At 40.8% G+C, this 24,649-nt stretch carries 20 protein-coding genes, 2 pseudogenes, 1 CRISPR repeat array and 2 riboswitches; of the genes and pseudogenes, 9 read left to right on the top strand and 13 right to left on the bottom strand.

Translation table 11 applies throughout. The annotated features are described in order from the left end of the window. Positions 1-29 precede the first annotated feature (29 nt). Positions 30-1,220, bottom strand: coding sequence for a sensor histidine kinase (locus V7K79_RS05845; RefSeq protein ID WP_335045568.1), 1,191 nt, complete (start codon positions 1,218-1,220; stop codon positions 30-32). A gap of 440 nt (positions 1,221-1,660) precedes the next feature. Beyond that, positions 1,661-1,861: riboswitch (cyclic di-AMP (ydaO/yuaA leader) on the top strand. Between the two features lie 96 nt (positions 1,862-1,957). Between V7K79_RS05845 and ntrB the strand changes: the two genes are divergently transcribed. The 4 genes from ntrB (at position 1,958) to V7K79_RS05825 (ending at position 6,269) form a co-directional block, all read left to right on the top strand. Beyond that, on the top strand, positions 1,958-2,809 hold the full coding sequence (ntrB, locus tag V7K79_RS05840) for a nitrate ABC transporter permease (RefSeq protein ID WP_335045565.1): 852 nt from the start codon (positions 1,958-1,960) through the stop codon (positions 2,807-2,809). Positions 2,810-2,887: 78 nt separating this feature from the next. Next, positions 2,888-4,330: an ABC transporter substrate-binding protein gene (locus tag V7K79_RS05835; RefSeq protein WP_335045563.1), complete on the top strand. Its 1,443-nt coding sequence runs from the start codon at positions 2,888-2,890 to the stop codon at positions 4,328-4,330. A gap of 50 nt (positions 4,331-4,380) precedes the next feature. Continuing rightward, positions 4,381-5,217 carry an ABC transporter ATP-binding protein gene (locus V7K79_RS05830; protein WP_335045616.1) on the top strand — a complete coding sequence of 279 codons (837 nt, stop codon included), beginning with the start codon at positions 4,381-4,383 and terminating at the stop codon, positions 5,215-5,217. 17 nt (positions 5,218-5,234) lie between these two features. Beyond that, a riboswitch (cyclic di-AMP (ydaO/yuaA leader) is annotated at positions 5,235-5,448 on the top strand. Between the two features lie 200 nt (positions 5,449-5,648). Continuing rightward, positions 5,649-6,269, top strand: coding sequence for a universal stress protein (locus V7K79_RS05825; RefSeq protein WP_335045614.1), 621 nt, complete (start codon positions 5,649-5,651; stop codon positions 6,267-6,269). A gap of 290 nt (positions 6,270-6,559) precedes the next feature. Here V7K79_RS05825 and V7K79_RS05820 read toward each other — a convergent pair whose 3' ends face one another. Then, entirely contained in the window at positions 6,560-6,772 is a 213-nt protein-coding gene (locus V7K79_RS05820; protein WP_292778499.1) for a high light inducible protein, read from the bottom strand. A 41-nt stretch (positions 6,773-6,813) separates the two neighbouring features. Then, positions 6,814-7,017, bottom strand: coding sequence for a high light inducible protein (locus V7K79_RS05815; protein WP_292778497.1), 204 nt, complete (start codon positions 7,015-7,017; stop codon positions 6,814-6,816). 736 nt (positions 7,018-7,753) lie between these two features. On the opposite strand from V7K79_RS05815, the gene V7K79_RS05805 reads away from it, so the two are divergent. The 4 genes from V7K79_RS05805 to V7K79_RS05790 all read left to right on the top strand — a co-directional run bounded on the left by V7K79_RS05805 (position 7,754) and on the right by V7K79_RS05790 (position 13,146). After that, on the top strand, positions 7,754-10,864 hold the full coding sequence (locus tag V7K79_RS05805) for an MFS transporter (protein ID WP_335045560.1): 3,111 nt from the start codon (positions 7,754-7,756) through the stop codon (positions 10,862-10,864). A gap of 453 nt (positions 10,865-11,317) precedes the next feature. After that, a complete protein-coding gene (locus V7K79_RS05800) occupies positions 11,318-11,590 on the top strand; it encodes a hypothetical protein (protein WP_335045558.1) in 273 nt (90 codons plus the stop codon). 278 nt (positions 11,591-11,868) lie between these two features. Next, positions 11,869-12,111 (top strand): hypothetical protein, encoded by a 243-nt coding sequence (locus tag V7K79_RS05795; protein ID WP_335045555.1) that lies wholly within the window; start codon positions 11,869-11,871, stop codon positions 12,109-12,111. A gap of 93 nt (positions 12,112-12,204) precedes the next feature. After that, a complete protein-coding gene (locus tag V7K79_RS05790) occupies positions 12,205-13,146 on the top strand; it encodes an extracellular catalytic domain type 1 short-chain-length polyhydroxyalkanoate depolymerase (RefSeq protein WP_335045553.1) in 942 nt (313 codons plus the stop codon). 12 nt (positions 13,147-13,158) lie between these two features. Here V7K79_RS05790 and V7K79_RS05785 read toward each other — a convergent pair whose 3' ends face one another. The 4 genes and pseudogenes from V7K79_RS05785 to V7K79_RS05770 form a co-directional block, all read right to left on the bottom strand. Further along, positions 13,159-13,989 carry a dienelactone hydrolase family protein gene (locus V7K79_RS05785; protein WP_335045612.1) on the bottom strand — a complete coding sequence of 277 codons (831 nt, stop codon included), beginning with the start codon at positions 13,987-13,989 and terminating at the stop codon, positions 13,159-13,161. 306 nt (positions 13,990-14,295) lie between these two features. After that, positions 14,296-15,052: a CRISPR direct-repeat array (repeat unit 37 nt; unit sequence ATTGCAATTCATCAAAATCCCTATTAGGGATTGAAAC). A 9-nt stretch (positions 15,053-15,061) separates the two neighbouring features. Next, positions 15,062-15,460 (bottom strand): annotated as a pseudogene (locus V7K79_RS05780) (DUF29 family protein); the annotation flags it as partial. A 4-nt stretch (positions 15,461-15,464) separates the two neighbouring features. After that, the gene (locus tag V7K79_RS05775) at positions 15,465-15,986 is read right to left on the bottom strand and encodes a DUF29 family protein (protein WP_335045551.1); all 522 of its coding nucleotides are present in this window, start codon (positions 15,984-15,986) and stop codon (positions 15,465-15,467) included. 103 nt (positions 15,987-16,089) lie between these two features. Beyond that, on the bottom strand, positions 16,090-16,713 hold the full coding sequence (locus V7K79_RS05770) for a class I SAM-dependent methyltransferase (RefSeq protein ID WP_335045549.1): 624 nt from the start codon (positions 16,711-16,713) through the stop codon (positions 16,090-16,092). Between the two features lie 93 nt (positions 16,714-16,806). On the opposite strand from V7K79_RS05770, the gene hemH reads away from it, so the two are divergent. Then, on the top strand, positions 16,807-17,973 hold the full coding sequence (gene hemH, locus V7K79_RS05765) for a ferrochelatase (RefSeq protein WP_335045547.1): 1,167 nt from the start codon (positions 16,807-16,809) through the stop codon (positions 17,971-17,973). A 96-nt stretch (positions 17,974-18,069) separates the two neighbouring features. Here the strand turns inward: hemH and V7K79_RS05760 are convergent, their stop codons facing one another. From V7K79_RS05760 to V7K79_RS05735, 6 genes and pseudogenes are all read right to left on the bottom strand, one after another. Further along, a complete protein-coding gene (locus V7K79_RS05760; protein WP_335045545.1) occupies positions 18,070-18,621 on the bottom strand; it encodes a DUF4126 domain-containing protein in 552 nt (183 codons plus the stop codon). Between the two features lie 371 nt (positions 18,622-18,992). Then, entirely contained in the window at positions 18,993-20,288 is a 1,296-nt protein-coding gene (gene purB, locus V7K79_RS05755; protein ID WP_335045542.1) for an adenylosuccinate lyase, read from the bottom strand. 40 nt (positions 20,289-20,328) lie between these two features. Next, positions 20,329-20,616, bottom strand: a pseudogene (locus V7K79_RS05750) (DUF421 domain-containing protein); the annotation flags it as partial. Between the two features lie 465 nt (positions 20,617-21,081). Beyond that, positions 21,082-22,068, bottom strand: a complete 987-nt coding sequence (locus V7K79_RS05745) for a YihY/virulence factor BrkB family protein (RefSeq protein WP_335045541.1) — start codon at positions 22,066-22,068, stop codon at positions 21,082-21,084. A 319-nt stretch (positions 22,069-22,387) separates the two neighbouring features. Further along, positions 22,388-23,089: a microbial rhodopsin family protein gene (locus tag V7K79_RS05740; RefSeq protein WP_335045539.1), complete on the bottom strand. Its 702-nt coding sequence runs from the start codon at positions 23,087-23,089 to the stop codon at positions 22,388-22,390. 723 nt (positions 23,090-23,812) lie between these two features. After that, entirely contained in the window at positions 23,813-24,607 is a 795-nt protein-coding gene (locus V7K79_RS05735) for a hypothetical protein (protein WP_335045538.1), read from the bottom strand. Between the last annotated feature and the right edge of the window lie 42 nt (positions 24,608-24,649).

Here is a 24,649-nt window from a genome sequence, read left to right as displayed (position 1 = left end):
CATCCCTAAGCCGCGACTTCTAGTCGCTTTTAAAATCCCACTTCTAAAGGAAAAGTTACGGTGAAAGTAGAACCAACGCCTACCTGCGAGGCTAGGTTAATTTGACCTTGCAATAGTTTTACCAACCGCGAGACGATCGCTAATCCCAATCCGGTACTATCAGGAAGATAGGGACGATCGCTATAACTCACGCGAAAGTAGGGTTCAAAGACCTGGGCTTGGTTTTCGGGTGCAATGCCAACTCCAGTGTCAGAAACTGCGATCGCCCATCTCTGGTTCTCTAACATCTGACACATGATAATAATTTTTCCCAACTCTGTATAACGAATCGCATTACTAATAAGATTCGTAACAATTTGTTGCAACTGAAAAGAATCTGTAATTAATTTTTCGGGAATGCGATCGCAATCAACTACGATTTGTAAATTTTTTCCCGTAGCTAAAGGTTGCAACATTTCACACGCATTATCGATTAATTTACGTACATCGGTAGGTGCTGATTGGAGTTTTATCTGCCCAGCGTCATAGCGCGAAAGTTCTAGTACATCATTAATTAGATGGAGTAACTGTTTACCATTGCGTAGTACCCGCTCAATATGTTCTAAATTGCTAAAGCAGTCTTTGATATCAGTCTTTCGGCGTTGTTGGCGTAAAAATAGATCCGAATAACCAATAATGGAAGTTAGGGGATGTTTCAATTCATGGGCTAGTTGGGAAACATACTCTTGATTAGCGCTAATTAGCCGCGTCAGTTCATCATTATGGAGCGTTAGTGATGCTTGCAATTTCTGTAATTCCCGTAAGCGTTCCTCAACATAACTCTTGAAACATCGAGCGATCGCTTCGTCTATAATAGCGTCAATCAAACGCATGGAACGAATTATCTCTGACGGGATTCCCTCTAATAAATCTGGTTGTAGAGCATCAAATATTACTGTTCGCAGCAGATGATGTTCTCTGGCAATTTCTGCTGGATCAAAACCTTGTTCGGCTCGAATCGTTCCATGCTGAAAACTGGCAGTAACTATTGATTGAATATCATTCTCTTGAGATTTTGAAAGCACTGTCACCATAGCTTTCAAAACATCAGGAATGTGATCCTTGACCGATGTATAAGATAAATCATCAGCACTTTCAATTCGTCTATCCCTACGAACTGCTAAAATCCATTTATCAAGGATGGTATCCGTTTTTTCAGCCAGTACTTGACTAAAATCCATTATCTTAAATTCAGCTAGAAGATAGATGAGTAAACTTCCATATCCAAATAGTTTAGCGACTAAAGTCAGGAATTACCACAACTAGTAATATTTTTAACCTACCAAAAGAAATAGATTTTTCAGAATTCTGTTATTAATAAGCATTAATACCCGTACACGAAAATTAGAAAGTATAATATGCATCTTAATTTATCAAGATAAATCTAGCAACTAACAGCCTTGTAACTTGACTTAACAAAATTATTGATCTCACTGTGCAAGGATTTGATTCACAAGATAATTAAAATTATCAATTTTCTGGATTAGCGAAAAGTTAGGTTATGCAGGTGGATGAAGTAACAAAATAAACAACAACTATCAGCAGACAGATATTGTTACTGAAGTACCTATGTTAGATTATGTATATCAATGTTATAATGTACATAAATTAGTATTTACTTAGAGTAAGTCAGCCTAATCCAACAGATCGCAGTGGGTGATGTTGGAGCGGAGGAACCAAATTGTGGGGCGTATCTCAGAGAAAGTCAGGAGTTAGAAGTTACTTTAGTAAATATTCAACTCATAACTGATAACTTTTTTTAGAAGGGCATCTCTCAGCCCTAGCCCGTCAGCTAACTTCGTAGGCATTGAGAGGAGACTGAAGAGACGGCATTTTTATAATGTTCCGATCTCATCGGTGTCCAAGGCTGGTACTGCTCAATTTTTTGTACCTGCACTTAAATCTGTTGAGGTCGGAGATGATATTTCAACTAAATTTAGCAGCGATCGCAGCGATCGCTGGACAAGCAACTTGGAAAAAAGCAAAACCTATTATCCTCAAAGATGTCTTCATTCTACCTGTATTGGGCTTCTTGGGAATAATTGTACTGTGGTGGATTATCGCACTTGCCAATCATGAATTGATGCCCACTCCACCAGAAGCGCTAATTGCGAATCTAGACTACATCTTAAATCCTTTCTACGAGCGAGGCCCAGGTAATTTAGGAATTGGTTGGTTGTTGATAGCAAGTCTGCGTCGAGTATTACTAGGCTTTTCGTTAGGTGCAGTAGTAGCGATTCCTCTGGGGTTTTTAATTGGGATGTCCAGACGGGCAATGCTAGCGTTTAATCCGATCATTCAAATTTTTAAACCAGTATCGCCTCTAGCTTGGCTACCCATCGCTTTAGCAATTTTTAACTTAGCAGATCCTTCCGCGATTTTTGTCATATTCATAACTTCTCTATGGCCGACAATTATTAATACAGCCTTAGGAGTTTCTAGTGTTCCCCAAGATTATTTAGATGTGGCACGAGTTTTGGAAATGCCGCGTTGGCGACGGATTACAAAAATAATTTTGCCTGCAAGTTTGCCGTATATTTTTACCGGCTTACGAATTAGTTTGGGGATAGCTTGGCTGGTTATCGTTGCTGTGGAAATGCTCACAGGCGGTATTGGTATCGGCTTTTTTGTCTGGGATGAATGGAGTCGCTTAAATTTAAGTTCAGTATTTTTAGCTGTGTTCGTAATTGGCTTAACTGGATTAATTCTTGATTACGCTGTGGGTAAAATCCAAGAATTAGTCACTCATCGCCCTAAAGCTTCCAACTAACAAAATTCGGCTGCGATTAAAACAGCAGATACTCCGCACCTAGAGTGTGAGTAATTAATCACCAATGGAGTTATAAGAATGGGCGATCCTAACTGGACTCGACGAGACTTTATCAAAGGAATCGGAGCAACCACAACTGGAATAGCGTTATCTTCCTGTGCGATTTCAGGAGATAGATCCGCCAAAGGACTAACTGAAGAAGCTTTAGCTGTACAACCAGTAGTTAGATCGCAAGACCTAGAAAAATCCAACCTGACCATTGGTTACGTTCCCGTTAATGATTGTGCGCCATTTGCGATCGCTTGGAAAAAAGGTTTCTTCCGCAAATATGGTTTGAACGTCACACTTAACCGCGAAGCCAGTTGGGCTACTTCCCGCGACGGTTTAATATTTGGTCGTTTGGATGCTTCACCCGTAGTATCAGGCGCAGTCACCAACGCTAGAATTGGTGCCGAAGGCGCACGCCACGCCCCCTTGTGTGCAGCCATGACTATCCATCGCCACGGTAACGCCATGACAATGGACAAAGCTATGTGGGATTTTGGGCTGCGTCCGTGGTATGAGTACCAAGAACAATATGGTGATGGCGCGCTAGAAGCCTTTGGGCGCGATTTTCGAGGCTACTTTGACAAGCAACCGCCAGAAGGCAAAGTTTGGGCAGTAGTGCTGAGTTCCTCTATTTACGAGTACTTTGTCCGCTACCTATCCGCCGCTGCTGGTGTCGATCCACTTAAAGAGTTTCGGATCATCATTGTTCCGCCACCCCAAATGGTAACAAACGTGCGGATTGGTGCAATGCAAGCTTACATGGTTGCAGAACCCTGGAATACACGAGCAATAACAGGTAACGAAAACATCGGCTTTACTTTTGCACAAGGTAAGGAAGTCTGGTTGGGACACCCAGATCGTTTATTGGGGGTGATGGAATCTTTTATTGATAAATATCCCAAAACTTATCGTTCCCTCGTCAAGGCGATGATTGAAGCTTGCCAATATTGCAGCAAAGTAGAAAACCGCCAAGAAGTAGCCGAACTGCTTACAGAACGTTCCTTTACAGGTGCTAAACCCAAAAAGAAAGATGCCCCAATTGCGAAATTTACAAGTCCAGGAATTCTCGGTAACTATAACTATGGCGGCTTTGACGGCAAAGACCGCACTATCAAAGCTGTTGACACCACGATTTTCTTCGATATCCCAGACAACCTTCCGAAACAGCCAGGAGAACACTCAACATTTTTATGGAGATCCAGAAGTATCTGGTTGATGACACAAGCAGCGCGGTGGGGACAAATTCATAAATTCCCCAAAAATGCTGAGAAACTTGCCCAACAAGGTTGGAGAACAGATTTATATCGGGAGATAGCATCGGAAATGGGCATCCAATGTCCCAAGGATGATTACAAGGTCGAACCACCAGAAGTCTTTATAGATAAGAAAGGCTTCGACCCCAGCGATCCTGTGGGTTATCTGAATAGTTTTGCCATCAGGGCTAACGCTCCGACTCGCTTTTTCATGTCTTAAATCCTAAGTTCAAATATTGATTGACTAAATTATTTGCGGAGCATTTGATGATGGAATATACCTCATTACCTATTAATACTCAGAACAAAGTTTTGCCCCGCCCTGGATTTTTAGAAATTGAAAATTTAGTCAAGTCTTATCCAACACCTGACAAAAATCATTTTGTTGTCTTAGATGGAGTTAATCTGACGATTGGTGAAGATGAATATATTTCTGTAATTGGTCACTCAGGTTGTGGGAAATCAACTCTATTAAAGATAGTAGCTGGTTTGGAAAAAGCAACTTCCGGCTCAGTCAGGCTAGATGGACAAGAAATTCGTCAGCCGGGAGCCGAAAGGATGATGGTATTTCAGAACTATTCGCTGTTACCTTGGTTAACAGTACGAGAAAATATCCGTTTAGCCGTGGATGAAGTGTTAAAAAATGCTAATCGCTCTGAAAAAATCAGCATTGTAAATCAACACTTGGCAATGGTAAACTTGACGGCGGCGGCTGACAAATATCCCGATGAAATTTCTGGAGGTATGAAACAACGAGTAGGTATTGCCAGAGCCTTAGCAATTCGTCCCAAAATGTTGCTGATGGATGAACCTTTCGGGGCGCTAGATGCACTAACTCGTGGCAAATTAGAGCGGCAGGTATTGGATCTTTGGGAAAATAATCGTCAGGCAGTGATGATGATTACCCACGATGTAGACGAAGCAATTTATATGTCCGATCGCATCGTCTTAATGACCAATGGCCCGGCTGCTAGTATCGGAGAGATTTTAGAAATTCCTTTTGAGCGTCCGCGCGATCGCGCCGCCATGCGAAACTCAAAAGAGTATTTTGAACTCCGCAACCATGCCTTAAATTTCCTCGATCGATATTTTACTCAAGACGAGTAAATTAGATTATCATTTTTTATAGTGGGTAGCCTAATTCAAATTCATGAAAGCTGGATTTGGAACGGAGGAACCAATGTTTGGGGCTAATCTTGCAGAGAGCCGTAATTTCAGAGTAAAAAGTGAAGAATAATTAATTTTTAACTCAGCACTCAACACTTAGCACTCATAAGAGAGAGACACCTTCCAGTCTTAGCCCGTCAGCTAACTCCGTAGGCAATGGAAGGAACCCCCAAGACTTTGGCTGTAATTACAGTTATTATTGGGGTTTCCTTAACTAATTTAAGATTTGAAATTTTGGTTATCGTCACTCAATCTAAAATGCAAAATCGTTTGACTGAGCGTAGCTGAAGTCCAAAATCTCAAATTGGTCGCCCTGCTTCTCATTGCTAATTCATTTCATTAGGAGAAGTAAAGCTGTGCAAATTAAGCCAATGTTAGCACGTCTGCAAAGTGCCACAGGTCGAGATGATTTAATTGAACAAATGGTACTGTTGCCAGAACCAAAAAAACCTTTTTCTAAAAAACTTCTAGAGGCGAAAGCAGTTAATCTAATTGTTGCTTATGACGCATCTCCTAAGAGTCATACAGCATTAGATATTGCTTTTTGGATTGCCCATCAAACGCGTTTAGCCACTAATGCAGAAGTTACAGTTCAAGCTGTTTATGTGGTAGAAGATAATCAAAGCAGTCAGTATCCAAATATTTTAAGCTTTCCCCAACAACAGCCTTCATTAGAATGTCAAGTTAGTGAAGTATCAAAGTCTGTCACACAGGTATTAACTCAACCCAAATTACAGACAGCGATCGCTCCTCTACAACAAGCAGATATAATTCTCTGGCAAGCCCGAAGTCTGGCTGAAGAATGGCAAGGTTCCTTCAAATCTCATCTGCGCTTTGGTTCCATTGCCACAGAACTTAACAAAGTTGTTGAATCAGAAGCTGCCGATATTCTATTTGTAGGTTGCAATTCTGTCAATCATCCGATGATTGAGGCTCTAGGTTCTAATTTTCCCTGTGCTGTTTTGGGTATTCCCAGTTCTATTGATGAATAATAACTGTTTAAAATTTCAGTAACTTTTGTCAAATTTTGCTCGGAGATAAGTCACCTAAAACAAGGTGGCTTTTTTCGCTACTATGCAACCAATTCAACTTCGCAAGCTGGGTGCGTAAAACTGATACCGTTATACTCTAGTATAATAATTGGTAAATAAGTAGAAGAAAAGAGTAAGCAAGTTGCTCAATTTTTTAATAAGTTCGTAGTAAGCAATTTAGTCCTTATCTAGGCAGTAAAGTGCTTAGATAAGGACTATTTTAACCTATCATAATGATTGTGGTAAGGCTACTAGTAGCCAATCAGATGTAAAACGTCGCGCAGGACGCTATAACCAGCTAAATCCCAAAGTAAATATGCAAGGAAGCCAATAGCCGCCAAGCGACCATTCCAAATTTCGGCTTGGGGAGTAAAACCAAACAAAAATGCATTCCGGTCTACGCCGTTGTATTCCGGTGCAACAGGTGGTAAATCAGTAGAAGAACGAGTTTCTTTAATTGCCATTTTTTTCTCCAAAATTTAGTAGGTTTTTAAGTGTTTAGTTTCTAGTAGCCAATCAGATGTAAAACGTCGCGCAGGACGCTATAACCAGCTAAATCCCAAAGTAAATAGGCAAGAAAACCAATAGCTGCCAAGCGACCATTCCAAATTTCGGCTTGGGGAGTAAAACCAAACAGAAATTCATTGCGATCGCGGCCATTGTAAGCTTTAGCAGTAGATGATAAATCAGTAGATGGACGAGTTTCCATTGTTTTTTCCTTCCTAATCAAGTTGGTTTTTATTCTTTAATGCTTTAGTAATCAATCAAGCGCAAAACGTCACGCAGAACGCTATAGCCAACTAAATCCCAAACTAGATAGGCAAGAAAGACAATCATTGCAAACGAGCGTTCTAAATTTCGGCTTGAGGAGTCCAACCAAATACAAAATAATTGCGATCGCAATTACTTAGTATTCTGTTAAAATTATTGGCACTCTGGAAAAGCGAGTTGCCATTTTTTACCCTCAATAATTCGTTTGTTAACTTTAATGTAGCTATTAATAATTAGAATGCTTTCTGCCTGTAGACACATACTATAAACACTTCTTAGGGACGATTCTCAGTAACGTATTTTTCTAAACAAATCCACCTGGAGAGGGTGAGAAAAAATAGATATTTAAATCTATTTAAATATTCATTTGTAAACCAACTAGTATTTAAATAGAATCACTCTCTCACAAGTAAGTAATTAAAATTACAAATTACCGATAAAGAATTAGTACTATTTGCCAATTTTATTAACATTTATACTGAGATAGAGTAAAATTTATATCTGACGCTGGATACAGTTTTCAGCCTTTGGAGAGATGCTTTAAACAGCTAAATTCTACGATTCTGATCTAAAGGGTTAGGTATTGCCATAGTTACACACATAATAAATACTAAGAGTTACTTCTCAAGAAATTCTTAATTCCCCCAAATTTAAACTTAGTAGAAGGAAATCCAATGTTCCAAAGTAGGGAAATCGTGGTGGGACTCTATAAACCGCTATTGTGGTTAGCACAGCTTCCAGAACGCTCAAACGTTACACCAGAACAAGCATCTGTTCTCATTTCCGGGCCGCGCTTTTTTGTGGCTTTAATCTCCGGCGTGATTCTTGCCTTTGCTTTCCAATTAGTTTTAACTAATCTCTCCCTTGCAGCCGGTATTTCTTACCTGGGGCAATCATCTGACTCGGATTCGGATAATGGGGAAGTCGGAAGTTTAGGCGGCAGCATTCGCAAAATCGGCACAGCAGTAGGGATTTGGACATTAGTCACTGTGACGGTCGCCTTATTAATCGCTTCTTTCCTGGCAGTAAAATTGAGCCTTGTGATTTCAGACCGAGGATTGGGAGCGATTCTCGGTTTGGTGATTTGGGGTGCTTACTTTTTGCTTTTAGTTTGGGTAAGTTCCACCACCGTAGGCTCCTTAATTGGCTCAGTTGTCAATACGGCAACATCTGGATTTCAGGCGATTATGGGGACAGCTACCGCCGCACTAGGCGCTAAAACTGTAAGTAACCAAGTGGTAGCTACGGCTGAAGCCGCCGCCGCCGCCCTCCGTCGAGAACTTGGAAGCGCCATCGACCCCACGAGTATCCGAGAAAACATTGAAGATTACTTAGAAAAGATCCGTCCTCCAGAGTTAGATGTGTCAAAGATTCGGAGTGATTTTGAAAATTTACTCAACGATCCGCAATTAAAATCGATTGCTGGGACTCAAGATATCCGCAACATCGACCGCCAAAAGTTTATCGAGTTAGTCAGCAGCCGCACCGATCTTTCCAAAAAAGACGTTAGTCGGATTGCTGATACTTTGTATAAAGTTTGGCAGCAAGTTGTCAGTCAACAACCACCCACCGAAGACCGTTTGGGTGATTTAATGGATTATCTGAAATCACTTCCAGCAGGACAAAGCAAAACAGATGAACTCAATGCCAAGCTAGATCGGTTATTAGCAGAAAAGCGTGATTCCAAAGAATCTGACCAAAAGCCAGCTAACGGGCCAATTCCAAGTACACTCCAGCAAGGACTATCTGCTTTAAGCTCCATTGTGTTGGGACGCACAGATTTGTCTGATTTGGATGTGGAAAAAATCTTGGGCAGTCTCACTAGCGCTAAAGATAAAGTTACCGAACAGGCAGATAAGCTAGGGTTGCCAACACCATCACAAACTTATAGTCCAATTCGGGCTGATATCGAAAACTATCTGTACAATACTTATGCTTGGCAACTGAGTCCAGAAAGAATTGCTCAGGAATTTCATGATGTCATCTACGACCCAGCAGCTGACCCTGGAATCGTTCGCAGGGAACTAGAACGACTATCCCGTAATGATTTCGCCAAAATTTTGCAACAAAGGGGATTGCTTACCCAAGGTCAAATTCAGCGCATTGCAAATCAGCTAGATACTGTCCGCCAAGAAGTGTTGGTAACAGTGAAAGCTACCGAAGAAAGAGATATAGTCCAAGACTTGCAACGCGCAGTAGAAAGTTATTTGCTCGTGACCCCCAAGGCAGATTTAACAGCCGAAGGCATTGAGCAGAATTTTAAACCACTGTTGGAAGACTCAGAGGTAGATTATGAAACTCTGACATTGCGACTAGCGCACCTTGACCGTCAAGAAATTCGGCAGATATTGCTACAACGTAATGATGTTCAGTTATATGAAGTAGATAGTATTGTCGATGAGTTGGAAAAACAACGCGATCGCGTCTTGGTAGAATCGAAAGGACTAGCAGAACAGGCACAATATCAAGCAGAAACTCTGTGGCTAAATGTAGAATCATATCTGCGTAACACCGGAAAATCAGAACTGAATCCTGATGGCATCCGCGCCGACTTCAAAAAGCTACTAGAAGATCCTCAAGCTGGAATTAGCTCAATTCAGGCACGCCTGTCTCGCTTTGACCGCGATACCTTAGTACAGTTGTTGAGTCAACGGGAAGATTTGAGTGAAGATCAAGTTAATCAAATCATCAATACTACTGAGGAGTCCTGGTATAATATTCGCCACACTCCCCAAATTGTAGTCGAGAAAGCTAAAGAGCAATACGACTCTGTGACGACAACGATCGCAGATTATCTTCGGAATACAGGTAAACAAGAACTGAATCCAGAAGGAATTGGGCGAGATTTGACCAAATTGTTTGAAAATCCCAAAGAGGGAGCCGTCGCACTGCGTCGTCGGTTGTCGCAGGTAGACCGGGATACACTGGTGAAATTGCTCAGTCAACGCCAAGACTTGAGTGAACAACAAGTCAATGAAATCATTGATTCCACTCAAAATTCTATTCGTAACTTTGTACGTGCGCCTCGTCGCCTAGCTAGCCGCACACAGCAAAGAGTAGAAACATTCACAAATAATTTGGAAGAGTATTTGCGCCAAACTGGCAAAGAAGAACTCAACCCAGAAGGAATCAAACGCGACTTGCAATTATTGTTGCACGATCCGCGAGTCGGCGTAGAAAGTTTTGGCGATCGCCTTGGACAGTTTGACCGTTCTACAATTATCGCTTTGCTGAAAATTCGGGAAGATATTTCTGATGAAGAAGCAGCGCGGATTGCCGATAACATGGTCTCCGTAAGGGATCAATTTGTCGAACAAGTACGGAGCATCCAACGCGGTATTCAAGATGCCATTGATGGGGTTTTTGGCCGCATTCGTAACTATCTTAACTCCCTGGATCGCCCAGAACTTAACTATGATAGTATTAAGCGCGATGTTCGCACAGTTTTTGACGATCCTCAAGCGGGGTTTGATGCCCTGCGCGATCGCTTGTCCTCCTTTGACCGTGATACCCTAGTGGCAATTATGAGTTCTCGTGAGGACATCTCCGAAGAAGATGCCAACCGAATCATTGACCAAATTGAACGCGCACGCAACACAGTATTGCAACGTGCAGAACGCATACAGCAGGAAGCCCAACGCCGTTTAGAACAGGTAAAGCATCAAGCACAACGGCAAGCAGAAGAAACCCGCAAAGCCGCAGCTACAGCAGCGTGGTGGCTGTTTGCCACAGCATTAGTCTCCGCAGTTTTCTCTGCATTAGGAGGAGCGATCGCTGTAGTTTAACAAGTTGTCTCCGCTAACTTTTCAGCCTCCCGATATGGGGGGCTTTTCTATGTTTTGCAGACTTACGAGTAGGGAGTAGAGCATCAGTGAGAGCTTAAGGTCATCAACTATTTCTTAATAAGTAATAGTGCTGCAAAAATTTTCAACAGGTTTTATTCCTCGTAAGAATTCAGCACCCAGGAGTCAGAAGTCAGAATTTCTAAGGAGTTTAGTATTAATAAGATATTCATTTACCAAATCTGACTCTGATTCTTTAACTATTCTGACTCCTGAATTCTGACTCCTGAATTCTTACTATTCCTCTAATCTCAGCAATTAGATAGGTGTAAATAGATTTGCTTTAATGTTTTAATACGATTAAATAACTTGCAATCACATTTCAGCCTACTATCAATAAATATACTCGTAATTTTTGCAAGTTAATAATTCTTACCTAAGTAGTACTTTCAAACAATGGAAAATACATTAATTGATAAAACTTTCCGTGACAGCGATGGCAAAATTGTTTTGGGTCAAATGCCAAACCCACCACTGATTCTTTGGATAGTTGCTAGTTTACTAACTTTAGTTTTTACAACTGGTAAAGTCAGTACAGTATTATACTTTCTGGCAAATGGCGCTTTGTTTACTTGGGCGTGGATGGAGCTATTTCAAGGCGTTAATTATTTTCGCAGAGCGCTAGGTCTTGCCGTATTGATTGGGATGATTGCATACAAAATCCAGTAAACATCAATAATAAAGTGACAAATAATACTAATAAAAGAGGAGTTATAAACTCCCTTTTTTTGTCCAAAGTTCAAAATGTGAATAAAGTCATACTGAAATTATGACTTTATGACACTGTGTTTGATTATTCAGCAATTTAAACTGAGAGCATACAGCAAATCAATTAAGTTGTGTAACAAAAAAACTTACTGTAAAGTTAATCAGTAAGAATATCTGTTCAAAAATTATTGATAAATACTGTATCAAACTCAAGAAAATTAATTGATGGATAGCTGAATATGAAACGTATTCTATTAGGTACATTACTTGCTTTGCCATTTGCAATTTCCTCCTTACCGTCACAAGCATCAGCAGCAGAAATCATTGTCAGACCCAATGTTCATAGAGCTGCTATTGTGCATAGACATGGTGTTGCCCGATTTGAACGAAAGTTAATTCCTGCACATTGGGAAACAGTACGACGTGGTAACAGGTGGGTTAAGGTTAGAGTTCCTGCTCGTTATGTAAATGTCAGAGTTTAATATCTAAATAGAGGCTAACAACTCAACTAGAGTTGTTAGCCGAATAAGATTTTGAATAAATACAAGTAGCTGACATCAGCCAATTTAATCAACATGAATATATATCAGAATTCTCGGCTTGTTAAAAAAATTTTAATTCTTATATTAGGAATTGGTTTAATAACAGCCTGCGATTCCATTCATGCTGATGAAAAAAGTATAACTAAAGAAAAAATCTTGATTGGTGATAATTCTGGAGAACTATACGATCAAGGAAAGTTACGTACTTACTATTTTTACACTCCAAAATCTTATAATTTAGACCGCCCGATGCCGTTAGTTTTGGTATTTCATGGAGATAATGGTAATGGTCGGTCTATCAGTAATGTGACTCGCTTCAATGAATTAGCAGATCAAAAAGGATTTATTGTTGTTTATCCAGATGGAATTGACCAAAAATGGAGCCTTAGAGGTAACACTCAAGGAAAAGTAGATGATGTTTTGTTTGTCAGTGCTTTGATTAATCATCTTCAACAGCAACTTAATATTGATAGTCATAAAGTTTATGCCACTGGTTTTTCTAGAGGTGGCATACTTACCCAAGCACTGGCTTGTAAGTTACCTGATAAAATTGCTGGTTTTGCATCAGTAGCTGGTTCGCTCCCAGTTAGACTCAAACCTAGTTGTCAGCCTCAAACTTCAATATCGATGTTAACCATCAACGGTACAAACGATCGCGATGTCCTTTATGAAGGTAATGACCACACTCAACGAGGAGCGCTGGTTTCGATCTCAGACATGGTAAAGTTTTGGCGATCGCACGATCAATGTACCTTATCGAATGCATCTTTGAATTTTTCTGAAGACAAAGTGAAAACCGCTATCTACACAGGTTGTAGTGGCAACTCTGAAGTCTGGCAGCTAGCGGTAGTCAACGGTGGACATTTCTGGCCTGGTGGTTCTTCAACTGACAAGAGTTTAAACAAATTCAATGCCAAGCTAGGACTGAACGCCAGTGAAACAATTTGGAATTTTTTTCAGCGTCACAGTTCATAAGTAGCTAGTTTTTTAAACACCATTTTGCTTAAACCATGCCAAGAGGCGTTTCCAACCATCCTGAGCTTCTTTCTCATGGTAGGAAGAGCGATAATCGGCAAAAAATGCGTGGGGTGCGTTGGGATAGACGATAATTTCAGATTTGCTGCTGCTGGACTGTAAGCGCTCGCGCATCTGCTCTACTGTATCAAGAGAAATACCTGTATCCTTCCCACCATAAAGTCCGAGAATGGGGACTGTCAGTTTTGATGCAATATCGACGGGATACTTGGGCTGAAGTTCGGTAGCATCGCCCACGAGTCGCCCATACCAAGCCACACCAGCCTTCACCTGGGGATTGTGTGCTGCATATAACCAGGTAATACGACCGCCCCAACAAAAGCCTGTAATTCCCAACTTCGCGCCATTACCTTTAGCTGATTTCTTTGCCCAGTCTACCGTAGCATCAAGATCGGATAACACTTGGGTATCTGGGACTTTGGCGACAATTGGGCGAATTTGGTCTATGCTGCTTAACTTTGAGACATCACCTTGACGGATAAATAATTCGGGTGCGATCGCTAAATATCCTAACTGAGCAAAGCGACGAGTGATATCCTGGATATGCTCGTGTACACCAAAAATTTCCTGGATTACCAGAACGATTGGGAAATTGTCACCAGTAGCCGGTGCTGCTCTATAGGCAGGAATTTCGCCATCTTTGACAGGAATTTTCACTGCACCAGCTACTAACCCCTTGGCATCAGTAGTGATGACTCCGGCAGAAATGGGTTGTACTGCTAGGGCAAAACCTGTCCCCACTGTCGCTGTTGCAATAAATTCGCGGCGCGTTAATTCTTTCATCATCTCTACGTTGAATTACTAAGTTCCTTTATATTTAGGTTACTGTATGGTCAAACGCGCGAAAGGGTAGGTGTACAAATTTCACACTTGAAAAAAAATGCTTCTATTTCAACACCAGCAAGCATTTCACCCAATTAATTGTCCAAATTAATCCGCGCAATCTCTAAAATACTTACAATAATTGAGTTTCAGCCTTCAACCTTTACCGACACTCTTCCCAAAGAAATTCTCTAATGCTATGATTGCTCTATAATCGCGCAACCGCACCTTGAAAACTAAATATAGCTTGGCTTTCAGGCTCCCGCTATTGCAATTCATCAAAATCCCTATTAGGGATTGAAACTAGATTCTGACGGCATGACGGGGGGCAGGATTGCTAATTGCAATTCATCAAAATCCCTATTAGGGATTGAAACGCGGAAGCACTCAGGTTTGTTTGATAACAAACTGGTATTGCAATTCATCAAAATCCCTATTAGGGATTGAAACCCCAATCACGCTTAATGTGGCACTAAGCAAAGATTATTGCAATTCATCAAAATCCCTATTAGGGATTGAAACCAACCAACTCGCAACCATTGCCCTTATTGCTTATTGCAATTCATCAAAATCCCTATTAGGGATTGAAACAGCAGATGTCATTGGCGATAGGGCAATCATTGATTGGGACGATATTGCAATTCATCAAAATCCCTATTAGGGATTGAAACATGACTCAATTCACGGCAAGCCACAGCGACCTCATTGCAATTCATCAAAATCCCTATTAGGGATTGAAACAAGGGTAAGCCCTTCGGGCAGGGGAAAGGTAAAATTGCAATTCATCAAAATCCCTATTAGGGATTGAAACATAATTAGCCATATATACACCCTGAAAACGAATTATTGCAATTCATCAAAATCCCTATTAGGGATTGAAACTTAGGTATTCGCGCGATCGCACTTCTATATTTTTATTGCAATTCATCAAAATCCCTATTAGGGATTGAAACGTAGGTTTCTCCAGTTATTGGATTTTGCATCATTATTGCAATTCATCAAAATCCCTATTAGGGATTGAAACACGGAAAGTTATAATCTGGTTTTTATCTAACGTCGCTGACAATTGAGAACGAGTAAATTTACCATTCATCACTTCCTCACTAGAATCAGCGATCGCATCCTCAATAATTTCCTCTTCTATCAAATTTTCCCATTCATCTAAATTAATATAGTAAGACGCTTTATTATCTTTAATATTCAGCTTTTTAATTTCTCGGATGGAATTACGAATAGAATTGGCCCATGAACCAGTTAGTCGTTGTTCTACTTGGTTTTTAATTAAATGAATTAGCAGAATGTTTAAATAGGCTTGGATATTTCGCAGAATAGCTTGTTTACTCATGCCCTCTAATTCATCTACAATTGCCAAAGCATCTGCATAACGTCCTTCCAAAATGCTATTTTTGAGGTCTATCAATTCTTGTGTCATTTTTTCATCGCCTACCTGCTTTCCAATCTTCTCCACCGATTAGCTGAGTTAAAGTTTCAGCCACAATTGTGGGTAACTCTTTAATTGAATAAGAATAAGTTAGCACTAAAAATTTCAAAGCAGTCTGAATTATTTGGTTTATATCCACCATTTCAGCCAGTTGAAATTGATTATATGCCCCATTCATTACTTCCTCACTAGCATCAGCGATCGCATCTTCAATAATTTCCTCTTCTATCAAATTTTCCCATTCATCTAAATTAATATAGTAAGATGTTTTATTATCTTTAATATTCAGCTTTTTAATTTCTCGGATGGAATTACGAATAGAATTGGCCCATGAACCAGTTAGTCGTTGTTCTACTTGATTTTTAATTAAATGAATCAGCAAAATCCTTAAATAGGCTTGGATATTCCGCAGAATAGCTTGTTTACTCATGCCTTCTAATTCATCTACAATTGCCAAAGCATCTGCGTAACGTCCTTCCTGAATACAAGTTCTGAGGTCTATTAATTCCTGTGTCATTTCTATTAACCTCAAAATTTCATTATGCCAATTTCAATATAACAATCACCTATACTTTATTAATAGCAGGATATCTTACCTACTATTAATAAAGTAGTATTATTCACTTATTCGCTTGTATCACTTGCAAACTCCCACCTGCATACAAAGTTGACTCGCTCACTTTAAAGCCAGTCTTAGCTAACAACTCAGCTAAATCAGTTTTCAGTAATTCCCAAGCTGTTTCTGTCTCAAACAATAACAAAAACACTGATACCCCAGGCCAAAATATCGGATTTGTTGGAGCGTGAAAATCCACCAGTGTAAACACTCCCCTTGGCTTCAGCACCCGATAAACTTCATTAATAATTTTTCGTAATTGCTGAGGCTGCATCTCGTGTAATGCAACGCTGGTATGCACCACATCGAACGAATTATCTGCAAATGGTATCTCCTCAGCAAAAGCTTCTATGTATGAAGCTTCCGGTACATTTAGCCGCGCCCGTTGCAAAGACTTAGGTGAAGCATCCAATCCTGTTACGTTTTGTGAAATTTTTACTAAAAACTCCGTCGTTTGGCCACTACCACAACATAAATCTAAAATCTGAGAATCTGAGTGAATTGTTAAGCCTTGCAAAGCAAGTTGCCGAAAACGGGCTTCACCACCTACACTTAAGGCTGCTAAACGAGAAATCCCATCATACAACCACTGATAACGGTAACTCCAATCCCTTAAAATTGTTGCCATTGCATATTTCCTTGCTATTAAGCTTTATATTTAATAAAGATATATTGTTAACATTAGTAAAAAACCTGAAAAGATTGGGGGAAAGTAACTGCTATGGGTCGTGTAGGCGTCTTATTACTCAATCTCGGTGGCCCTGATAAGCTAGAAGATGTTGGGCCGTTTTTGTACAATCTATTTTCCGATCCGGAAATTATTCGCCTACCATTTCGCTGGTTGCAAAAGCCCCTAGCCTGGTTTATTGCCACGCGGCGAACCAGAACATCTCGAGAAAATTATAAGCAAATCGGTGGTGGTTCCCCATTGCGACGGATTACAGAAGCCCAAGGGGAAGCTCTAAAAGAACAGTTAGGTTTTTTGGGGCAAGAAGTTAATATTTACGTGGGAATGCGTTATTGGCATCCTTATACAGAAGAGGCGATCGCCCAAATTACCCAAGATAAGGTAGAACACCTGGTAATTTTACCATTATATCCCCAGTTTTCTATCAGCACCAGTGGTTCTAGCTTCCGGCTTTTAGAAAAGCTTTGGCAAGAAGATCCAAAACTTCAACCTATTGATTACACCGTCATTCCTTCTTGGTACAAACAATCAGGCTATCTCCAAGCAATGGCGCAACTCATAGCCCAGGAACTTGAGCAATTCCCCAACCCAGATGACGTTCATATATTCTTTAGCGCTCACGGCGTTCCGAAAAGCTACGTTGAAGAAGCAGGCGACCCTTACCAGGTGGAAATTGAAGAGTGTACTGCATTGATTATGCAGACTCTCAATCGACCCAATACCCACACTTTAGCTTACCAAAGTCGTGTTGGCCCAGTAGAATGGCTTCAACCCTATACTGAAGATGCGCTCAAAGAACTAGGCACAGAAGGCGTGAAAGATTTGGTTGTCGTGCCAATTAGTTTTGTCTCAGAGCATATCGAGACATTACAAGAAATTGATATTGAGTATCGAGAAGTAGCCGAAGAATCAGGAATTCACAACTTCCGCCGCGTACCTGCTCCCAATACCCATCCAGTATTTATTAATGCACTAGCTGAATTAGTGATTGATGCACTGAGAAACCCCAGTTTCAAGCTTTCGCAAGCTGCCCAAATGAAGAAAATGGTAAAAATGTACCCTCAAGAGCGTTGGGAATGGGGTCTAACAACTAGTGCTGAAGTCTGGAATGGTCGAATTGCGATGCTGGGTTTTATTGCCTTAATCGTAGAGCTGATTACCGGTCACGGCTTCTTGCACATGATTGGGCTTTTGCAGTAAAGGGTACTGGGTACTGGGGACTGGGAATCGGGTACTGGCGAAGAGGCTCCAGGGGCAGACGAGGCAAGGGGAGAGTAATCTACAATCTCCACTCTTCTAATACCCAGTTTTTAATCCCTGCCGATACCAGTCATACCACTGTTTAGCACTACGAACTGCAAACCAGAGCAGTATTAAAGCAATTACTCCTCCTTGCCAGGGAGCATCAAAGGCAAATAGTACTAAAGCAATGCACAAGGTATCTTGAAGGAAGACTGCCCACAACGGTAGACCACGTAACCGATAAAACCAACCAATTTGGACGAGTTGGAGTACCAAAGCTAATAAACCTCCAATTATGGCAATCAGCCAGTTTGGGGTTGCTGTTGCTGTAGCTACTTCTAACCCCATAATTGCGCCTACAAAAGGGGACATGAATAACTGAACCACTTGGAGAAGTCTTTGTCCCCAGAGCTTTTTTGAGGCTAATAATTCAATTAATGACCAACTGGTGAGGCAACATAATAATATTGGTGGAGAAATGTGAGATAGAATTGGGACTTGTGACCACAAGTTGCTACCTTGCAATAATCCAATAATTAGCAAAGGTATGCCTATTCTCATTCCTGCTGCCGCAGAGGCAGAAAGTGTGGCTAGGATTTCAATCATCAAAGCACTCGTAATATTAATAAAGAAGTAAGTATTTGTTATGTATACTACCCAGTACTGGCAATAATTCGAGCATCAAACAGATTGCAATATTAAATGTTGTTGGTATAGCAGGAGGCAGGAGGTAAAACTATTGCTAACTTCTAGTATTCACCCCATCCTTATGTCCTAAGCTGTGTGACTACGGCTATATCTTTATACATTGGGTAAAGACGTGATAAATCGCGTCTCTACAAACGAGCTATTTGTCACATTTTTTTCAAATTGATATAACTTGACATTCTACTGTATCTTTTTTGATGATATCTGCGTATTTTTGGGATAATTTGCTTGTAGTAGGCGTTTAAGTGCTTATTACAAGCAAATTAATCCTAAATACCTAATCGTTGATAAACTTCTTCTAAATGCCGCAGATGTTGCTGGGGGTCGAAACAAACCTCTAGTTCTGCTGGAGACAACTTTTGAATAACACGCCGGTCTTTGCTAATCAAGTCCTGGAAGTTTCCTTCTGGCTGATTCCAAGCGGCGTGAGCGCTTTCTTGAACGATCGCATAAGCCTCTTCTCGGTTGCTTCCCTTGTCTATCAAAGCTAGTAACACTTTTTGGCTGAACACAACGCCGCCGTAACAGTTGAGATTGCGTTTCATGTTCTCAGGATAGACCAGCAAGTTTTTGACCAAATCAGTTATTTCTGACAACATAAAGTGGGTCAAAGTACAAGCATCTGGCAAAATTACCCGTTCTACAGAACTGTGGGAAATGTCTCGCTCATGCCATAAAGCAATGTTTTCTAAAGCTGCACCGGCATGACTTCTGACGAGTCGTGCCATTCCTGTCAATCGTTCCGAACGTATGGGGTTACGCTTGTGTGGCATTGCTGAGGAACCTTTTTGACCTTTGGCGAAGAATTCTTCAACTTCCAGAACGTCTGTTTTTTGGAGATTGCGAATTTCTACAGCAAAGCGTTCAATGGTTGCTGCTACCAAAGCTAATTGTTGCACATAGTCGGCGTGGCGATCGCGGGAAATAACTTGAGTTGAGGCCGTATCGGGTTCGAGTCCGAGTTTTTGACAAGCGATCGCTTCTACATGCGGTTCAATATTGGCATAAGTTCCCACCGCACCAGAAATCTTACCAACAGCGATCGTCTTGCGGAGTATTCTCAGACGTTCTTGGTGTCGCAATACTTCTGCTAACCAACCAGCTAGCTTAAAACCGAAAGTAATCGGTTCAGCGTGAATACCGTGCGATCGGCCAGCCATCACTGTATAGCGATGTTCCCGTGCTTTTTGGCGAATTACCTGAATCAAATCTTCCAGACGTTGCAATAATATATCCAAACTGGCAACTAATTGCAGTGCTAAAGCTGTATCCAAAACATCCGAACTAGTTAAACCCAGATGAATGTAGCGTCCGACATCACCTACATATTCATTGACATTTGTCAAGAAAGCAATAACATCGTGGCGGACTACAGCCTCAATCTCCAGCACCCGCTTTGGATCAAAATCTGCCTTGGCTTTAATTTCCTCAACGGCTTGGGATGGAATGTAACCAAGTTCAGCTTGAGCCTCACAAACAGCTATTTCGACTTGCAGCCAAGTTTTGAGTTTATAGGCTTCACTCCACAGATTAGCCATTTCCGGCAAAGTATAACGCTCAATCACAGTTCGGCACAGAATACAACCGTCATATTTTACAGTTTAATTAATGTAGATCGCTTTTTAACGCTATTTTCTGCTCACGGACGGCATTAGTTTTTGAATCCGACATGATGATACTAATCCTGCCGTCAGCCTCTATATACGCAAACTTCACATTAGCTAAAAATTTTACACCTTGCTGAGGTAACTTGCTCATCAATTCATCATCTGTAATTAACTCTTGTTGCAGATGGCGCTCAATTATCCGACCATTTTTTACCAATAGCAGCGGTGGCGGATTCAGGAAACGTTGAAACTGGGGAAGTTTGTAACCCAACCAGTTGAGTAAGTAATATCGTGTCCGGTAAAAGACTTATCATTAAGACTGCAAGGGAGCAGGGGACAGGGGGAAAAAGAGTTTTCTTTCTTTTTGCACAGATGCAGGAATTATAACTAATTAGGCGGACATGATATAGGACTCATATTTGATTTCTGAAATTATCTACGTAGCTGGGGAGTAGGGAATCAGGCTTTTCGAGTTGTACGAAGTTTTTTCACGCAATCAAATCATAGTCCTATATATAGCCGTAGTCACATAGGTTAGGACATTTTAAAAGAGTGAAAGCTAGGAATAGTAATAGTTTTACCTTTTGCCTTCTGCCTCCTGCCTCCTGCCTCCTGCTATAACTCCAAAAAAATCAACTGTGGCAAGAAGGGACTAATTCTCTAGACTGGATATTAAATACTTCAATCTCTATCAGATTTATAAATATAAACATCCAGCAATCAAGCATTAAAATCGCTGATTTTTTCTTTTCTACTTTAAGCGTTTTGGTTTCTTAAAATACTTAAATAAACGATTAATAAAGGACTTTTTCTTAGTTTTCGGTGCTTGTTGATTTGTAGCCTTGCCATTGTACTTTGTGTCATCAGATATATGTACAGCATTTTTAGTTGGAACTATGCCGCTTCCATGCCTTCGAGAATAAACTTGAGTAAATTCTGCACCGAAGAAAAGAATCTGTGCGGCATAGTTAACCCAAGCTAAAATCACCACCAGTGAGCCAGCAGCACCATAGGTTGAACCAAAACTACCATTACCTAGATATTGTCCTAATAAAAATCTTCCAATAGAGAACAAAACTGAGGTGAGAGCAGCTCCAATTAAAACATCACTCCATGCAATTTTGACATCTGGTAGAACTTTAAAAATTAGTCCGAACAATACTGTAGTTATTGTAAATGAGATGATGAAATTAGCAATTTGCCAGATAAAATCAAAACCTGGTAACAAATTACTAAAATATGTTACTAATGTTGCTAATATTGTACTAATTACTAGAGAAACTAAAAGTAAAAAGCCAATCCCAATCACCATTGCAAAGGATAAAAAGCGGAGGCGAATCATGTTATTTATGCCACGTCCAGGTTTGGTTTTCACTTCCCAAATTGTGTTCATGGCATCTTGCAACTCAGTAAATAAGCCTGTAGCACCCACTATTAAAATTAGGACACTAATAATTGAAGCGATCGCTCCTGTTTTTGGTTTATTAGCATTTTGGATAGCTGTTTCGAGAAACTTTGCGCCATCTACCCCGACTAAACCTTGAATTTGTTCGACAATTTGACCTCTTGCCGCTTCTTCTCCAAATACTGCACCTGCGATCGCAATTACAATAATTAGCAATGGTGCAATGGAAAAAATCGTGTAATAAGCTAACGCCGCCGCTAATCGTGAGGCTTTATCTTCACTCCATTCTTTGAACGTCTCTTGTAATAGCTTCCAAATTTCCTGCAAATTCATCCAATCAGTCTCCTTGTAGGGGATGTGGCTTAGTCCCTGATATATTGGATACTGATTTCCTGAGTTGTGACATCCTCCCAAGGATATTTGTGAAGTGTCCTAGAGGAGGAATTTAGCAAAGTCGATAATTTATTTGACGAGAATATCTATAAATAATTTCCTTTTTGGTAGACAATATGTAGCGCGATCGCTTTAGCATATAAAATGCAGTGGCAGCGATCACATAATACCTTGATTGATTCTCCTAATATCGTTTCGCTAAAATTCGGAGTTTGTTCATCGGTTAGCTATTTAAAGCATCAGACTGAAAATTTATTACTTACTCATATAAGGGTTCTGATTCAGTAACCAATTCTCCTGCTTGTTCTAAATTACGTAGGGTGTTTAATGATAGAAAACCAAACCCGACTTTAGAGGCAATATCTAGTAACGTATAACCCATTGTTTCCCCAACTTGACCAAAAGCGTTAAACCATTCTGGACTAAGAATCCACACTATTGGATAGAGTGTCCACAGCACCAGATGCACAGTTATCAGCTTGCGAAATGCTTGCTTGGATCTGGGATGTTTGCGTTCTGCCTCGATCCGGTAGGGCTTTACTAATAAGTAGAAAACCGCCAGGTAAGCACCACAACTTACAATATACCAGATGTAACTGATCGGCTTGGGTGTAACTGTAGCTAAAAAGCCAGTGGCAAGCATATAGGCGTTTGCTCCTAACAAGCTACCTGTAATCAGTAAGCTCGTTCTTCCCAAGAAAGTCAGATCCAACAACAACAGCGGCGTTGAGCAAAACCAAGTCACAAATCGCACCCAATAAGTTGGACGATCATTGATGATGTTAACTCCTTGACCGAGTGCCATTGCTAAGTACAGCCCACTAGCAATCAAGCAAATGAAAAAATTAAGTGTATAGAGTATTTTCCAGCGTTCGTTTTTACCATTGTGTGCGCCTACTCCGAAAAAAGCACAACCCACTGCCATACTGATGACACCAATCCACAGCCAAGTTTGAACCATAAGTATTTTCCAGCTTTTTGGTAACTATTAATGATAAATGGTTAATTAGAACTTTCACTAATTAACCTTATTTATTTTTGCTTGCATAGACACTATTATTTGTATTTATTATGTCAGTCTTAATCATTAAATAAAGTCTGCCCTACTTTGAAAATGCGATGTCTACGACGGGCTACACCTACGCACCAATTGGCGATAATAAAGATGCGTTGATGTTGTCATTGCTCCGTTTGCATCAGCGAGAGAACTGTACGCAGTTTTGCAAATTCTCAAGCGTATTGGTGAGTTGATTTATCCTGCGTCTTAGAGGCAAGGCGAATAGAATCATAGAGAGGCTAGTAGTCTGCCAACCCAAAGATGCGCTTTTTCGGGCTGGGGAAAGGGGAAAGGGAACTGGGTTTGGGATTTAAAACCTTTCCCCCTGCCCCTTATCCCCAGAGGGGGCCCCACCTTCCCCCTTACCCAATAAAGAGCTTTCGTCACGAAAGCGAACTACTAGATGAGTTGTTTGTTGGATGGTAATACCAATTCTCTAAAATAAGGCAACATATGTAAGCCAGAAAAGCCTTGCTGCATCTAAATTTCTCAATTGCGAATGGGCAAAAAAGCAAATTGCGAATTGGTATAAGTTGTCGGCTTATCGTTAATAGACTTGCCCCTGTTGCTGTTCATATTGCTGTACCCACACACAGCGTAAAATTTCTACCGCTTTGAGAGGATAAGCTAAGGAGCCAGTTGTGAAGTAAGAGCAGCTAGAGCCGACTTGATTTCCTCTTCAAATGCAAGGCTTTCATCAATTGCCAAGAACGAAACTAAATTGAGCGGCGCATTCTGCTGTGCTGCGGCATACATTTTATGGTGACCATCAAGGAGATAGTGAGCCAAACACCAATGCTCAGTAATCTTAGGATCGCCGTTCCAAACTGCTGGCTGCTTAATGTCCAAAATAGAGAGAGTAAATGCAGTTGGTTGCCCGCCATGCGCTATTTCATCCTCATAATGTATTAATCTCTCTTGACCAAGGCAAGTGAGAGGGAACATAGGAATGACAAACTCGAAAAGTTGGCGATGTTCGCCAAGCGCGAGTGAGTGACTACGATAGTAAGTGATGTGCGGATTATGTGGCAACGGATCGATTCCCCACAAAGCGACCTGCTCTTGAGCGAAATAGTCGTCAGGATCGCCGGGTGCAATTAGGCGTGGAAGTACTGTTGGAAAATTGACATAGTAAGCTCCGGTCGGGAGGATTTGGCTCAGAATAGAAGTAAATGTAGGATCAGTAATGTCAGTTCCAGTATTGAGTTGCTCCGCAATGCCTGCTGCCGAGATACTGCGGTTCGCGCCCTCAAGCCGCACAAAAAAGAAGGCGCAAGTTCCGCAGACATTACCGATGTGATAAGCTCGTTTGTTTTCAATTGTCAGGTAACGATCCCAAACTGGCCAGTCTCCGCCACCAGATTTCTGGAAGCCGATAATTGAAGAAGAATTAGCAATTGTGATACGACTTGGCTCAGTCATAGGTTGATCATATTGCAAGCTGTTGCTAACCATCTAATGATA

Origin of the sequence: Nostoc sp. (genome assembly GCF_036917575.1) — a bacterium.
Taxonomy (GTDB): Bacteria; Cyanobacteriota; Cyanobacteriia; order Cyanobacteriales; family Nostocaceae; genus Nostoc.
Note: the sequence above shows the minus strand (reverse complement) of the source record. Positions and strands in the feature narration are given on the sequence as shown.